At 44.0% G+C, this 15,548-nt stretch carries 15 protein-coding genes; 3 read left to right on the top strand and 12 right to left on the bottom strand.

The genetic code is table 11. From position 1 onward, the window contains the following. Nucleotides 1-67 precede the first annotated feature (67 nt). From atpA to mnmG, 10 genes are all read right to left on the bottom strand, one after another. Nucleotides 68-1,612, bottom strand: a complete 1,545-nt coding sequence (gene atpA, locus OA79_RS06155; protein WP_063332342.1) for a F0F1 ATP synthase subunit alpha — start codon at nucleotides 1,610-1,612, stop codon at nucleotides 68-70. A 38-nt stretch (nucleotides 1,613-1,650) separates the two neighbouring features. Further along, nucleotides 1,651-2,187, bottom strand: a complete 537-nt coding sequence (locus tag OA79_RS06150) for a F0F1 ATP synthase subunit delta (RefSeq protein WP_063332341.1) — start codon at nucleotides 2,185-2,187, stop codon at nucleotides 1,651-1,653. Nucleotides 2,188-2,198: 11 nt separating this feature from the next. Continuing rightward, nucleotides 2,199-2,669 (bottom strand): F0F1 ATP synthase subunit B, encoded by a 471-nt coding sequence (locus OA79_RS06145; RefSeq protein ID WP_013798012.1) that lies wholly within the window; start codon nucleotides 2,667-2,669, stop codon nucleotides 2,199-2,201. Between the two features lie 57 nt (nucleotides 2,670-2,726). After that, entirely contained in the window at nucleotides 2,727-2,984 is a 258-nt protein-coding gene (atpE, locus tag OA79_RS06140; RefSeq protein WP_012072127.1) for a F0F1 ATP synthase subunit C, read from the bottom strand. Nucleotides 2,985-3,050: 66 nt separating this feature from the next. Then, nucleotides 3,051-3,899 (bottom strand): F0F1 ATP synthase subunit A, encoded by an 849-nt coding sequence (atpB, locus tag OA79_RS06135; protein WP_063332340.1) that lies wholly within the window; start codon nucleotides 3,897-3,899, stop codon nucleotides 3,051-3,053. Between the two features lie 51 nt (nucleotides 3,900-3,950). Continuing rightward, a complete protein-coding gene (locus OA79_RS06130) occupies nucleotides 3,951-4,358 on the bottom strand; it encodes an ATP synthase subunit I (protein ID WP_063332339.1) in 408 nt (135 codons plus the stop codon). A gap of 163 nt (nucleotides 4,359-4,521) precedes the next feature. After that, nucleotides 4,522-5,421: a ParB/RepB/Spo0J family partition protein gene (locus OA79_RS06125; RefSeq protein WP_063332338.1), complete on the bottom strand. Its 900-nt coding sequence runs from the start codon at nucleotides 5,419-5,421 to the stop codon at nucleotides 4,522-4,524. A gap of 46 nt (nucleotides 5,422-5,467) precedes the next feature. After that, nucleotides 5,468-6,235, bottom strand: coding sequence for a ParA family protein (locus tag OA79_RS06120; RefSeq protein WP_063332337.1), 768 nt, complete (start codon nucleotides 6,233-6,235; stop codon nucleotides 5,468-5,470). A gap of 3 nt (nucleotides 6,236-6,238) precedes the next feature. Further along, entirely contained in the window at nucleotides 6,239-6,865 is a 627-nt protein-coding gene (gene rsmG / locus OA79_RS06115; protein ID WP_082825395.1) for a 16S rRNA (guanine(527)-N(7))-methyltransferase RsmG, read from the bottom strand. Nucleotides 6,866-6,904: 39 nt separating this feature from the next. Beyond that, nucleotides 6,905-8,794: a tRNA uridine-5-carboxymethylaminomethyl(34) synthesis enzyme MnmG gene (gene mnmG / locus OA79_RS06110; RefSeq protein ID WP_063332336.1), complete on the bottom strand. Its 1,890-nt coding sequence runs from the start codon at nucleotides 8,792-8,794 to the stop codon at nucleotides 6,905-6,907. A 653-nt stretch (nucleotides 8,795-9,447) separates the two neighbouring features. Here mnmG and acuR point away from each other — a divergent pair. The 3 genes from acuR (at nucleotide 9,448) to OA79_RS06095 (ending at nucleotide 12,339) form a co-directional block, all read left to right on the top strand. After that, nucleotides 9,448-10,086, top strand: coding sequence for an acrylate utilization transcriptional regulator AcuR (gene acuR / locus OA79_RS06105; protein ID WP_063332335.1), 639 nt, complete (start codon nucleotides 9,448-9,450; stop codon nucleotides 10,084-10,086). Nucleotides 10,087-10,163: 77 nt separating this feature from the next. Beyond that, the gene (gene acuI / locus OA79_RS06100; protein WP_063332334.1) at nucleotides 10,164-11,153 is read left to right on the top strand and encodes an acrylyl-CoA reductase (NADPH); all 990 of its coding nucleotides are present in this window, start codon (nucleotides 10,164-10,166) and stop codon (nucleotides 11,151-11,153) included. Nucleotides 11,154-11,184: 31 nt separating this feature from the next. Further along, nucleotides 11,185-12,339, top strand: a complete 1,155-nt coding sequence (locus OA79_RS06095) for a glycerate kinase (protein WP_063332333.1) — start codon at nucleotides 11,185-11,187, stop codon at nucleotides 12,337-12,339. A gap of 2 nt (nucleotides 12,340-12,341) precedes the next feature. Here the strand turns inward: OA79_RS06095 and mnmE are convergent, their stop codons facing one another. Both mnmE and yidC read right to left on the bottom strand, forming a co-directional pair. Continuing rightward, a complete protein-coding gene (mnmE, locus tag OA79_RS06090; protein WP_063332332.1) occupies nucleotides 12,342-13,721 on the bottom strand; it encodes a tRNA uridine-5-carboxymethylaminomethyl(34) synthesis GTPase MnmE in 1,380 nt (459 codons plus the stop codon). Nucleotides 13,722-13,840: 119 nt separating this feature from the next. Then, on the bottom strand, nucleotides 13,841-15,496 hold the full coding sequence (gene yidC, locus OA79_RS06085; RefSeq protein WP_063332331.1) for a membrane protein insertase YidC: 1,656 nt from the start codon (nucleotides 15,494-15,496) through the stop codon (nucleotides 13,841-13,843). Nucleotides 15,497-15,548 lie beyond the last annotated feature (52 nt).

Genomic DNA, 15,548 nt, shown 5'->3' with positions numbered 1-15,548 from the left:
CCTTGTGAGAATGTTATTTCACAAACTGCAAGAAGATGGTGACAAGATTAACTTGTCACCAACCACATTACCAAGTTTGCGTCGCTTTAAACTTCTCGATTGCCGCTTTAAATGTCGCTTCAATCTCGCCGTTAAAATTGCCTGTTTTGTTAATGTCAGCCATTAGATCAGCGTGTTCGCTGTTCATGTAGCTCAACAAAGAACTTTCAAAACTGGCAATTTTGCTTGTATCAACATCTTCAAGGTAGCCATCATTAGCAGCGTAAAGAACCACACCCATATCAGCAACAGGCATTGGAGAGAACTGCTTTTGTTTCATCAGTTCTGTTACCTGTTTACCGTGTTCTAACTGCTTACGTGTTGCTTCGTCTAGGTCAGATGCGAACTGAGCGAATGCCGCCAATTCACGATACTGAGCCAAAGCAAGACGAATACCGCCACCAAGTTTCTTAACGATCTTAGTTTGCGCCGCACCACCAACACGAGAAACGGAAATACCGGCGTTCATCGCTGGACGAATACCAGAGTTGAACAAGCTCGTTTCAAGGAAAATCTGACCATCTGTGATGGAGATTACGTTAGTTGGTACGAACGCAGATACGTCACCACCTTGTGTCTCGATGATAGGCAAAGCAGTCAAAGAACCTGTTTGGCCTTTTACTTCACCGTTAGTGAACTTCTCAACATAGTCTGCACTAACACGAGAAGCACGCTCAAGAAGACGAGAGTGAAGGTAGAATACGTCACCAGGGTAAGCTTCACGACCAGGTGGACGACGAAGTAGCAAAGAGATTTGACGGTAAGCCCAAGCTTGCTTGGTCAAATCATCATAAATGATCAATGCATCTTCACCGCGGTCACGGAAGTATTCACCCATTGAACAACCAGTGTACGGCGCAAGGAATAACATAGACGCAGGATCAGAAGCACCAGCTGCAACAACAGTGGTGTATTCCATCGCGCCTGCTTCTTCAAGCTTACGTACAACGTTGGCAATAGTAGATTGTTTTTGACCAATCGCAACGTACACACATTTAATGCCACTGTTTTTCTGAGCAATAATGGTGTCGATCGCCAAAGCCGTTTTACCGACCTGACGGTCACCGATGATCAACTCACGTTGACCTCGACCTACCGGTACCATGGCATCAATTGCCTTGTAACCCGTTTGGATTGGTTGATCAACTGACTGACGGTCGATTACGCCAGGCGCAACTTTTTCAACTTTGTCAGTTAGTTTTGCGTCAACTGCGCCTTTGCCGTCAATAGGATTACCTAAAGCGTCAACAACGCGGCCTAGCAATTCAGGTCCTACTGGAACTTCCAGAATACGACCTGTACATTTTACTTTTTGACCTTCAACAAGGTCTTGGTAGTTACCTAATACAACCGCACCTACAGAGTCACGCTCTAGGTTCAAGGCCATACCGTAAACACCACCAGGGAATTCAATCATTTCCCCGTACATAACATCTGCCAGACCGTGGATCAGAACGATACCGTCTGCCACGCTGACAATTGTGCCCTCATTCTGGGCATCAGAAGAAACATCGAGGTTCTCGATGCGCTTCTTGATAATCTCGCTGATCTCAGATGGATTCAGTTGCTGCATGCTAAATTCCTCAACCCTGGTTTCGACTTAACGGAACACTAGGAGTTTATCGCCTCGGACAGTTTCGCTAATTTACCGCGTACTGAACCGTCGATGATTAAGTCACCGGTACGGATAACCACGCCACCAATTAGGCTTACGTCTGTTTCACTGGTTAAGTTGACAGTACGGTCCAACTTTTTACTCAATGAATCCGCTAATGCTTGTGTTTGCTCTGCTGATAAATCGAAAGCAGTTGTAAATTCAACATTTACGGCTTTCTCATAATTCAGTTTAAACAGAACAAAAAGTTCTGAAATAGCAGGAAGAAGCGCTAAACGCTTATTCTCAGCAAGGGCCAGCAAAAATGCTTTTCCTTGTTCTGTTGCTACTTCCGCACAAACATCCGCTAGAGCGTTTGCCTTTTCTTCCGCACTAAAAGCGGGATTTTCAAGAGCTTGACGAAGCTTAGGTTCGGTTGTCACAGCAGCCAATATGCTTAGCATATCCGCCCACTGTGCAATCTGGCCTTGCTCTTTCGCTACTTCAAAAGCCGCTTTGGCATACGGTCGCGCGACTGTTTTTAATTCAGCCATTAGACCCTCGCTTAAAGCTCTTTGGCGAGCTGTTCAACGATCTCGCTATGTGCTTTTTCGTCAATGGTGGCTCCCAAAATTTTCTCGGCGCCGGCAAATGCTAGAGCAGAAACCTGAGCACGCAATGCTTCTTTAGCACGCAATGCATCTTGCTCTATTTCAGCTTGAGCCGCTTCACGCAGACGTTTACCGTCAGCGATCACTTGCTCTTTTGCCTCGTCGATCATTTGGTTCGCACGTTTGTTGGCTTGTTCAATAATCTCGGCCGCGTTCTCTTTGCTATCACGTAAAATCTTATCGGCTTGTTCTTGAGCCAATTCTAGATCACGTGAGGCACGATTCGCTGCTTCCAAACCGTCTGCAATTTTCTTGCTACGCTCTTCAAGCGCAGCAATCACTGGTGGCCACACAAATTTCATGCAGAACCAGACGAAAATGGCAAACGAGATAGCTTGGCCTACAAGTGTGAGATTTAAATTCACGCTAATACCCTCGCTTTTAGTCGTTTAAAATTTATTTCTGCAAAGTTTTGCAGAATATTAACCAGCGACCAAAGCAACAAAAGGATTCGCGAACGTGAAGAACAATGCAATACCTACACCGATCATAGTTACGGCATCTAGAAGACCCGCTACGATGAACATTTTAACTTGTAGCATTGGAACCATCTCAGGTTGACGCGCAGCGCCTTCCAAGAATTTTCCACCTAAGATACCGAAACCAATCGCAGTACCAAGGGCACCTAGACCGATCAGAAGGGCTACAGCAATCGCAGTAAGACCAACTACAGTTTCCATTTTAACTCCTACATTTTCACAGTTTTAGATAAGGTTTAAAAAAATATTACTTTAAAGAACACACTTTTAGTGATCTTCGTGCGCCATACTCAGGTAGACGATAGTCAACATCATAAAGATGAAAGCTTGAAGCACGATGACCAAAATATGGAAGATTGCCCATGGAACAGAGAGTGCCCACTGTAGACCCCATGGTAAAAGAGCAATCAGAATGAAGATCAATTCACCAGCATACAAGTTACCAAATAGTCGTAACGCTAGTGATACTGGCTTCGCAAGTAGACCGACACCTTCCAACAAAAAGTTAAAAGGAATCATCCACTTACCGAATGGTTGCAAGGTTAATTCGCCAACAAAGCCACTGATGCCTTTTACTTTGATACTGTAAAATACAATCAATACAAATACAGACAACGACATACCAAGAGTGGCATTCAAGTCCGTTGTTGGTACGAATTTAAAGTAGACATGATGCGGATCCGCACCAAATACATTCACCCCGATAAATTGAGCGACCGCCGGTAAGAAATCCACCGGTACCAAATCCATCAAGTTCAACAAGAAGACCCACACAAAGATGGTTAACGCCAAAGGCGCTATCACTTTACTCTTTCCGTGGAAGGTTTCTTTAACGCTGCCATCAACAAATTCAACCATTAGCTCTACAAAGTTTTGTAGACCTGTTGGTGTATCGGTCGACGCTTTTTTTGCTGCGATACGGAACAACCATAAAAACAATAGACCCAAAGCGACCGAAACGGCCAATGTGTCTACATGGATGGCCCAAAATCCCATCTCAGCAGCTTCTTTCGCACTATGAGCAAATCCCCATGTCCCATCAGGGTGTTGACCAAAGGTCAAGTTCTGAAGGTGGTGCTTTATATAAGATGCAGCACTTGGACTTTCAATCCCCATACTAATACCCACACTCTCTCAATGATTAAAATTCTTTTATACCCATGTATTTTACGCGTGTCGCAATAAAATAGGGCTGAGCCAGTGACTCAATATAGCGATCCCAAAACCTGCGAAAAAAGCGCCCGCAGATAAGGGCTTTATCAGTAGAAAAACCAGCGACAACAAACACACTGTCATAGCTAACTTACTCGCTTCTCCACGATAAAATGTTCTGACCATTTCTTTCGCCGGCTGTGTGCCTTTTTTACCAAACATCCGCCATGCCATAAACATGCTCGGAATAACGCTGGACAGAGCCCCTAGAATAAAAGAGTACCCATACAGACCACCAGCAATCAAAAAAATTCCCAGCGCAGTAAAAATAGAAAGAAATAGTTGTAACAGCAAGAAACGTAATACCGCTTTCTTTTTTGCGCTAAGAATTTCACTTGCGCGACGCGGTTTTTGATTCCCCATTTCTAAACTCTCTATAGCGCACTACAAAAGTGCAACCAATGTGGCGATTTATAAAATTCGAGGCATTATAGGGGTAATAGCGACGGGGTTCAACTTAAAGTGATCGGCTAAATCACTTTAAAAGGCTCTGATCTTAGCTACAAAAATACACATTTCTAATAAATCATCCTTTTTGCTCTAATAACTCGCTAATCAAGAGCTCCAAGTGTTCAGGGTTTCGATATTCAATCACTAATTTGCCCTTTCCTTTCGCACTTGGTTGAATTTTCACAGCCGCGTTGATTTTTTGACTAATACGTTCAGCTTCTGCACTCAAATCAGGCAGAGCGGGCTTAGTGTCAGTCGAATGATCATTGTTAACCTGATAGTTTTTCGCCAATCTTTCCGTTTCTCGAACCGACAAAGACTTAGTGACGACCTGTGACGCAGCCTGTATTTGCTTATCATGCTCTAATGGTAGCAAAGCACGAGCATGACCCATTTCAATGTCACCATGCTCCAACAGACGTCTGACTTCTGGGGTCAAACCAAGCAAACGCAATAGATTGGCGACCGCGGAACGAGATTTACCGACAGTATCGGCCACTTCTTGCTGGGTTAAATGGAAGTCCTCGACCAATCGTTGTAAAGCCAACGCTTCTTCCACTGGGTTTAAGTCTTCCCGTTGAATGTTTTCAATCAACGCCAGCACTACCGCATCGGCGTCTTCAACATGACGTACGATGACAGGCACTTGTTCTAAAGCAGCTAATTTTGCAGCACGCCAACGACGTTCACCGGCAATAATTTCATATTGATCAGAGCCGCCACCACTGATTGGGCGCACCACGATAGGCTGCATAATGCCTTGCGTACGAATCGAAGCAGCAAGATCCTCCAACTGCGCAGTATTCATGTCACGACGAGGTTGAAACTTCCCCTTGGATAGCCAATCAACAGGTAAATAAGTTAGCCCTTTAATCTGATCATCTGCCGAGTCATTATCTATGTCTTTGGTCACACTCGTTTGAGGTGCCAATAACGCATCTAAACCTCGACCTAGGCCTCTTTTTTTCATCGTCATTTCATTAACCTTAATTGCAATTAAAGCAGGTTTGATTTCAACCTAATTACGCCGCTCGTTTACGAATAAATTCACCAGCGAGTGCCAAATATGCGATGGCGCCACGAGACTGCTTTTCATAATGCAGTACAGGTAGACCATAGCTAGGAGACTCAGCCAATCGAATGTTTCTAGGAATCACCGTGTCGTACACCTTATTACCAAAATGTTTATGCAGCTGTACCGACACATCGTGAGTCAAACTAGGACGAGGATCATACATGGTTCGTAAGATACCTTCGACCTCTAAAGAAGGGTTTAATGCTTGAGTAATGCGCTCGATGGTTTGCAATAATGCCGTTAAACCTTCAAGAGCATAGTATTCACATTGTACTGGAATCAACACCCCTTGCGATGCCGCTAGAGCATTAACGGTCAACATGTTCAAGGCTGGCGGACAGTCCAACAGAATATAGTCGAAATCATTGTCTACTTCGTAAAGACCTGCTCGCAAACGGGTTTCTTTACTCGGTAAATCCAACAGAGCCACTTCCGCCCCAGTCAGATCACCATTAGCAGGTAACACCCAGTAATCCCCAGGGGAGCATTTTTTCATAACGTCTTTGACGCCATGAGACCCCACCAACACATCATAGACACTGGTGTCTAATTCTTCTTTGCTGAGACCGCTGCCTGTTGTCGCGTTTCCCTGTGGATCCAAATCAATCAGTAATACTCGACGCTTCATAGCGGTCAGAGAGGCGGCCAAGTTGACACATGTTGTCGTCTTGCCTACGCCACCTTTTTGATTCGTCACTGCGATGATTCTAGCCATGCTTTATCCTTTACGCGCCATTACAACCATATGACGCTCTGCCTGAACATTTGGCACGGAAAGAGAATCTATCGAAAGTACTTCAACCTCTTTCGGCAGTGCCGCTATTTCCTCATGAGGGTATACACCCTTCATCGCTAAAAAGTTACCCGATTGTTTAGGAAGAGGCAAAGTCCAATTGATCATGTCTTGTATTGAAGCAAATGCTCGTGAAATAACATGATCGTAGTCACCCTGATGCGGATGTTTTTCAACTCGCTCATTGGCTACCGTGACATTCTCAACGCCTAATTCCATTTTAACTTGAGTTAAAAACCGAGTTTTTTTGCCATTACTGTCTAACAAAGTGAACGCTTTGTCAGGATAACATATAGCAAGCACCATACCAGGTAAACCAGGTCCGGTGCCCACATCGATGATTTTTTCACCTTGGATGTATGGCAAGGTCGCCAAACTGTCGAGCAAATGCAATGAAATCATTTGTTCAACATCACGAATGGCGGTCAAGTTATAGGCTTTATTCCATTTTTCCAACATTGCAAGATAGCTTACAAGGCGTTGAATGGTGTCATCGGATAAAGCAGCGCCCATTTGTTGGGCGCCTGTTTGGATGGTATCAAAGTGCGTCACAATCGATCCGTTTAAATTGGCAAATTTCGATTGCTGATTTTAGGCACTTTTCTTAGCAATGGCACGCTTTTTCAAATGAATTAACAATAAGGACACCGCGGCTGGTGTCACACCTTGTATTCTGGACGCAGCCGCAAGACTTTCAGGACGCGCTTCGCTCAATTTTTGTTTAATCTCATTCGATAAACCTTCCATTTGGCTGTAATCCAAATCCGCAGGTAACGGCGTATTTTCTTGGCGACGTAAACGCTCAATGTCTTCCGCCTGACGAGCAATATAGCCCGCGTATTTTACGGTAATTTGAACTTGCTCTGAAACTTGTTCATCAACACTTTGCTCAGGACTGTTTTTTAGACCCGCAATGTCCTGATAAACAATGCCTGGACGTTTCAACAAATCCAATAAGCTGTATTCACGGCTGATTGGCGTTTCCAATTTAGGATTAATGGCCTCAGCTTCCGCAGAATTCGGTACAATCCAGCTGGATTTTAAGCGCTGTGTTTCTTGTTCAATGGCTTCTCGTTTTTGACAAAACGCGGCCCAACGAGCATCCGACACCAAACCGATGTCACGACCTTTTTCGGTTAAACGCATGTCCGCATTGTCTTCACGAAGAATCAAACGGTATTCCGCACGACTGGTAAACATGCGGTATGGCTCTTTGGTGCCCATGGTAATCAAATCGTCCACCAAAACGCCAAGATAAGCTTCATCTCGGCGAGGCGTCCAAGGGTCTTTTTCTTGTGCTAATAACGCTGCATTCGCACCGGCTAATAAGCCCTGAGCACCAGCTTCTTCATAGCCTGTCGTACCATTAATTTGACCAGCAAAAAACAGCCCTGGCATGTGCTTAGTTTCAAGTGAGTATTTCAAACCTTGTGGATTAAAGTAATCATACTCAATGGCATAACCTGGTCGCGTTATATGGGCATTTTCCATGCCTTTCATTGAACGAACTAAGTCTAGTTGTACATCAAATGGCAATGAAGTTGAAATACCATTTGGATAAAGTTCGTGGGTGGTTAACCCTTCTGGTTCAATGAAAATTTGATGCGAATTTTTATCGGCAAAACGCACAATTTTATCTTCAATCGATGGACAATAACGAGGACCAACCCCTTCAATCACACCCGTATACATAGGAGAACGATCCATACCACTGCGAATAATATCGTGGGTACGTTCATTGGTATGCGTGATGAAACATTCAATTTGACGAGGGTGTAAATCTCGATTCCCCATATAAGACATAACCGGCGTAATGTCATCGCCTGGTTGTGGCTGCATTTGGGTAAAATCAACAGATCGAGCATCAATTCTAGGCGGTGTTCCGGTTTTTAGTCGATCCACTTGGAAAGGTAAAGCTCGCAGTTTTTCCGCTAACCCAATGGAAGGTGGATCCCCTGCTCGACCACCAGCATGATTTTGCAAACCAATATGGATCACGCCACCAAGAAATGTCCCTGCGGTTAACACAACCGTTTTACTGTTAAAACGAATACCGGTTTGAGTAACGACTCCACGAGCCGCGCCGTCTTCAACAATCAAGTCTTCAACAGACTGCTGAAATAACCAAAGGTTTTCTTGGTTTTCAAGTTGGTGACGTATTGCCGCTTTGTACAAGATACGATCGGCTTGAGCACGAGTCGCTCGTACCGCCGGACCTTTACGGGAATTCAAAGTGCGAAATTGAATACCCGCTTGATCTGTCGCCAATGCCATAGCACCGTCTAAAGCATCAATTTCTTTCACTAAGTGGGACTTCCCAATACCACCTATGGCTGGGTTACAGGACATCTGTCCTAAAGTTTCAATGTTGTGCGATAGCAGAAGGGTTTTTACCCCCATACGAGCAGCAGCCAAAGCGGCTTCTGTGCCGGCATGTCCGCCACCCACCACAATCACATCAAAGCGGCTTGGGAAATCCACGGGAACCTCGATATTACTAGTAAGTAGAACAAATGAATAAAAAACGATCAATTTCGGATAAGGGCGCCTAGTATAAAGGCTAATTTTGAAAAAGAAAGGGATGCACCAAGGCTTTCTCCGGTCATCAATATTATTAAATAAAGAAGTATATATAGTGTTTTTTATTAATGTTATGTCTATATAGCAAGCCAAAATCTGTTAATAAATACTAAAAAATCTTTATTTTCATTAAGTTATGAACATAACAAGATGTGATAAAAGGGCTCTTCTTCCTGTTATGTGGATAATCTATTCTTGTGTATAAATAGGCTAGTTATACAGAAAGGATTTTAGAGTCCTTTTTTGTTAAAAACTGTGCAAAACTTTTTTTCAACCTATCACCAAAGTTATCAACAGTCATTTCAAAGCAAGTTTATTTTCATAACGTTATGTTTATAAAGGAAAAAGTATAATTTTATGTGGTTTTTTTTGAAAAAATAAAAGAAAACAATCCACAGAAAGAAAGTGAAAATAAAATCAGAATTTTTATTTGAATGCGTTATTACTGTTGATAAATACAGTGTATTCATCCAATGCTGATGGTGCTTTATACACATTTGAATTTTATAGACGACTAGTCTATTTTAATAGCATTGAGTGGATAGGTTGGTGTCATGGTTGAACTGAAAACGAGGCGACCCCGTGGTCGACCCAAGAGCGAAGCATCTGTATCAGAAGATACTAAATTAGCGCTACTTCGGGCTGGTATGGCCATGTTGACGGAAAAAGGCTTTACGGTCAGTGGCATTGAACCGATTCTGAAATCCGTAGGGGTACCAAAAGGGTCTTTTTATCATTACTTTTCCAACAAAGAAGCGTTTGGCTTAGCTGTTTTAAAGGCTTACCAGCAATATTTTGAGAGCAAGCTTGATCATTTTCTGCAGAATGAGGAACTACCTTATCAACAGCGGTTAGTACATTTTTCAAAAGATGCTTGTGAGGGCATGGTTCGGCACCACTTTAAACGCGGTTGTTTAGTGGGAAACCTTGAACAAGAGTCTGTGCTTTTGTCGGAATCTTTTAACCAACACATTCAAGCTTGTTATCAGAGCTGGCAAAACAGGTTAGCTCAGTATCTACAGGCTGGACAAGTGGATGGAGTATTCGCTTTTAAAGACGATGCCAATCAAATGGCACAAATTTTTTGGTTAGGTTGGGAAGGAGCGGTGCATCGAGCACGACTGTTGAAGTCATGTCAGCCATTGGAAAGCTACATGGCCTTTTATTTGGCAAATATCTTGAAGCCAGAGTAACTGGCGAGTAAACCAGATGGACATCATCTGGTTTTTTTAACTATTTAACTAGACGATCGGTCTAAAAGGAGTGATACATGTTTCAAAGTCTTTTTATCGAGCAAACTGAATCAGGTCAGCAGCAATGTTCATTAACCCATTTAAACGAAGATCAATTGCCTAATGGCGATGTGTTAGTGGATGTGCTTTACAGTACATTGAACTATAAAGACGCTTTGGCCATTACTGGAAAAGGTCGCATTGCTCGACGCTACCCAATGGTCCCCGGCATTGATCTAGTCGGACGCGTTATCGATTCGGAAAGTGATCGTTTTCAATCTGGAGAGTTGGTATTACTGAATGGCTTTGGAGTGGGTGAAGCACACTGGGGAGGCTTATCTCAAAAAGCCCGCCTGAAAAGTGATTGGTTGATTCCACTGCCTAAAAATATGACGCCTCAACAAGCTATGATGGTAGGAACCGCAGGCTATACCGCTATGTTGTCTGTTCTTGCGTTGCAAAATCAGAAAGTGTTACCTGAATCCGGTGATATTTTAGTGACAGGGGCTAACGGGGGCGTTGGAAGTTTTGCAATTCGTTTGTTAAGTCGTCTTGGTTATCGAGTGGTGGCTTCAACTGGACGAATGAGTCAAGAGGCCTATTTAAAATCGTTAGGCGCTGCGGACATTATTGATCGAGCAAGTTTGTCGGAAAGCGGCAAACCTTTACAAAAAGAGCGTTGGGCTGGGGTGGTGGATTGTGTCGGCAGTCATACTTTAGCCAATGCTTGTGCTTCTACTCAATATGGTGGTGTTGTGACCGCCTGTGGTTTGGCTCAAGGGATGGATTTCCCTGGCTCTGTCGCGCCTTTTATTCTTCGAGGCGTGCGTTTAATTGGCATCGATAGTGTGATGCGCCCTATTGCTGATCGTCTAGAAGCTTGGCAAACCTTGAGTGAATTACTGGAAGACAGTGATTATCAAGAAATTTGTGAAGAAATTTCGTTAGATAAAGCGATTGAAACGGCCTATAAATTGCTTGATGGAGAAGTACGTGGTCGTGTGTTAGTCAATCTGACCGAAGACTGATGTGTCATCTTGCTAAATTACAAGGATACCTATGAAAATCATAATTGCACCGGATTCCTTCAAAGAAAGTCTCACGGCAATGCAAGTTGCCACTGCTATCCAAATGGGTTTTCGGCAAATTTTTCCTCAAGCTGAATACATCAAATTACCCATGGCAGATGGCGGTGAAGGAACCGTGCAATCTATGGTAGATGCAACGCAAGGAGAAATGGTTTTTCTTGACGTCACGGGACCCTTAGGTGAAAAAGTCGAAGCTCACTATGGCATTTTAGGGGGAACGGATGAGCAATTGACGGCAACCGCAGTGATTGAGATGGCGTCTGCGTCTGGATTGCACTTGGTGCCTCGAGGACAACGAGACCCTTATACTACGACGAGCTATGGCACTGGTGAACTGATCAAAGATGCTTTAGACCGTGGCATTAAACACATTATTTTGGGGTTGGGGGGCAGTGCGACTAACGATGCAGGTTTAGGCATGGCGCAAGCCTTGGGTATGCATTTTTTAGATGCCGTCGGTAACCCATTAGGTGCAGGTGGTTTGACCTTGATGGATCTTGAGACAGTGGATGTCAGCCAAAGTCACCCTAAATTGGCGCATTGTCAGATTGAAGTGGCTTGTGATGTAACCAATCCTTTGTGTGGTGAAAATGGCGCATCAGCGATTTTTGGGCCACAGAAAGGCGCTAACCAAGACATGATTAATAAATTGGATACTGCCCTTGGTCATTTTGCGGATGTGATGGTCAAATCCGGCTTTGCTGATCAACGTTCTGTTGCTGGTGTTGGGGCGGCGGGCGGTATGGGTTTTGCTATGAAAACTTTGTTGAACGCGGAATTAAAACCAGGCATCGACATCGTCATGGATTGCGTTGGGTTTGCTGACAAAATAAAAGACGCGGATTTGGTGATTACCGGTGAAGGTCGCATTGATGGACAAACGGTGTTTGGTAAGACGCCTATGGGAGTGTTACTGCAAGCCAAAGCCGCAGATGTGCCGGTGATAGGTATCGCGGGTTGCTTTGGGGAAGATGCTGAGGCGATATTGGCTCACGGAATGACAGCCATTTTTCCGATTATTCCCGGCTTAGCAGAGTTGGATCAAGTGTTAGCAGACGCCGAACAGAATGTCACCGCCACAGCGCGTAATGTGGCGGCTTGTCTGCAATTAGGGAAGGCATTTTAGTACTATTTACCGATACAGAAAGAGCCAAAAATGCGTCCTAGCAAATCATCACTGGTGAACGCGCCAGTGATTTCGCTTAACGCTTGTTGGGCTTCTTTTAAGTCTTCGGCCAATAACTCCCCTGCACCATAACCGTGTAACTGTTCATGACCTGCTTCAAGGAAACGGTTGGCTTTATTTAAGGCTTCTAAGTGACGACGACGAGCAATAAAACCGCCTTCGGTTGTACTGTCAAAGCCCATCACGGTTTTTAAATGGTCTGTTAAGTGTTGAATTCCATCGCCCGTTTTCGCCGATAAGGAGATCACAGGCACACCTTGGTGCTCTTCTAAACCAATTTGGTCTGTCGTCAAATCCACTTTATTACGAATCACAGTAATGGCATTTTGGTTACCCAATTTGGCCATAAATTCTGGCCAAATTTCATTCGGGTCTTTGCTGTCGATGGATTGACTGTCTACCATCATCAAAATACGGTCGGCTTTTTGGATTTCATCCCATGCACGTTGTATACCGATACGCTCCACTTCATCTGGACTATCACGCAACCCCGCCGTATCAATAATGTGCAATGGCATGCCATCAAGGTGAATGTGTTCACGTAGCACATCACGCGTAGTCCCTTCAATATTGGTGACGATGGCGGATTCTTTACCAGATAACGCATTGAGTAAACTGGATTTACCTGCATTGGGTCGACCTGCAATGACCACATTCATACCTTCGCGAATTAAAGCGCCTTGGTTGGCTTCTTTTAGGACATCATCAAGTTTTGTTCGGATGCCTTTTAATTCACTGGCGACTTTGCCGTCACCGATAAAATCAATTTCTTCTTCGGGAAAATCAATGGCCGCTTCCACGTAAATTCGCAAATGAATTAAGGCTTCAACTAATTCATCTACACGCTTAGAAAACGCACCTTGTAAGGAACGTAACGCGCATTTTGCGGCTTGTTCAGAGGTACTGTCGATCAAATCGGCAATGGCTTCCGCTTGGGTTAAATCCATTTTATCGTTCATGAAAGCACGTTCTGAGAACTCACCTGGACGCGCCAAACGAGCACCAAGATGCAAACAGTGACTAAGTAACATGTCCATAATGACTGGGCCGCCATGACCTTGTAGTTCAAATACATCTTCTCCTGTAAAGGAGTTTGGCCCTGGAAAGTAAATGGCTAAGCCCATGTCCAGTTGCTCGCCGTCAGCTTGTTTAAAAGGCACATAATGGGCATAACGTGGTTTTGGCTCAAAGCCTATGATGCGTTTGGCAATGGCAAGGCTATTAGGGCCAGATAAACGAATAATGCCAACACCTCCTCGGCCAGGCGCGGTAGCTTGAGCGGCAATCGTGTCTTGGTCAGTGGTGTAATGAAAATCCGTCATAGTTAGGCTCTGTTATTTGTCAAAATGGGCTGAATGTTTATGCAAAAGAAATATAGCAAGTGAAACGTAAAAAGGCTTCCGTGTAGGAAGCCTTTTTATGTTGTTCAACAGGTCTTGTCCTAGTTTTCTTTCTCAATACGTTTGGTAATCACGTACTGTTGAAGAATTGACAAGGTGTTGTTGGTAACCCAATACAATACAAGACCAGCAGGGAACCATAGGAAGAAGATCGAGAATGCCACTGGCATGATCTTCATAATACGCGCCTGCATTGGGTCTGGCGGCGTTGGATTCAATGATTGCTGAACAAACATACTGATGCCCATTAAGATTGGCAGGATGAAGTATGGGTCCATAACAGACAAGTCGTTAATCCAAAGAATGAATGGCGCTTGACGCAATTCAACTGATTCCATCAATACCCAGTATAAGGCCAAGAAAACCGGCATTTGTACTAGAATGGGCAAGCAACCACCGAGAGGGTTAATCTTCTCTTTTTTGTACAATTCCATCATGGCTTGCGACATTTTCTGACGATCATCGCCATATTTGTCTTTCAATTTGGCAATTTCAGGACCAAATTTACGCATTTTTGCCATGGAACGGTAACTGGTCGCAGACAGCTTGAAGAAGATGGCTTTTACGACAACAACCACTAGGATAATTGCCACACCCCAGTTGATCACAAAAGATTGGATCAAGGTCAGTAGCCAAAACAACGGTTTTGCAAGCCACCATAACCAACCGTAATCAACGGTTAAGTCTAGGTTTTCTGCGGTTGCTTCAAGTTGACCCTGTAATTTAGGACCAACATAGAAAGTCGAACTCATTGTGCCTTGTTTGCCCGCTGGAATTTCCACTGCTGAGCCCGTAAAACCAATGATGTTATAACCATTGTTAGTACGTGCTTGTAGTGTGACTTTTTGACCCTGTTCAGGTACCCAAGCCGACACAAAATAATGCTGCAGTACGGCAACCCAACCCTGTGTGGTGGTGACTTTTACAGGCTCTTCTTCCATGTCAGAGAAAGAAATTTTGTTGTACTTAGTTTCTTCGTCAGAAATCGCACCACCAAGGTATGGTTGTAGGCCCATACTTGTCGCTTTACTTGGATCCGGAGAGTTATCACGCTTAATCTGGGCAAACAAATTACCGCGCCAAGTGTTCGCTGAAGTGTTATCGACAGTAATAAGCTGACGAATACGGTAAGTCCCCTTCATGAAGCGGAAGGTTTTTGTGTATTTAACACCGTTTGCATCGGTGTAATACAGGTTCACATCCAGAGAATCTTTTCCGTCAGCTAATTGATAGGCGGTTTGTTCTGATTGGTATACTGGACGGCCTTCTGTGGAGGCATCAGGACCATTTCGTCCGATTAAACCACTTTGTGTGACATAGGTTCTGTCTGAACCATCTTCCAGGATAACAAACGGATCAGGTTGCCCTAATTCTTTTTTGTATTCCAATAAAGCGGCTTCAACTAAATCACCGCCAACTGGGTTGATGGCCACACGTAATGTATCTGTGGTGACTTCAATCAACTTTCCTGGGGCGATGCTACTGACGCTTTGAGGAATTTCGCTGCTGGCTTGCGCATCGTTTTGAGTTGCTAGAGGCAAATCATCATTTAATTGAGGGTTTGTCTCATTTTGAGATTGGGTGCTTTGAGCCACACTTTGGGTCGTTTGTTGACCGTAATCTTGGTTCCACTGTAAAAACAGTAGGTAGCCACTGATAAAAAGCGCGCCCCATAAAAAGTAACGTCTGAAATCCATGGTATTCAACTAATTTGTTTGGTTAGACAAAGTAGGTTCAGTGAACCTTATA

The organism is Marinomonas sp. TW1, from assembly GCF_001625355.1.
Lineage (GTDB): Bacteria > Pseudomonadota > Gammaproteobacteria > Pseudomonadales > Marinomonadaceae > Marinomonas.
Note: the sequence above shows the minus strand (reverse complement) of the source record. Positions and strands in the feature narration are given on the sequence as shown.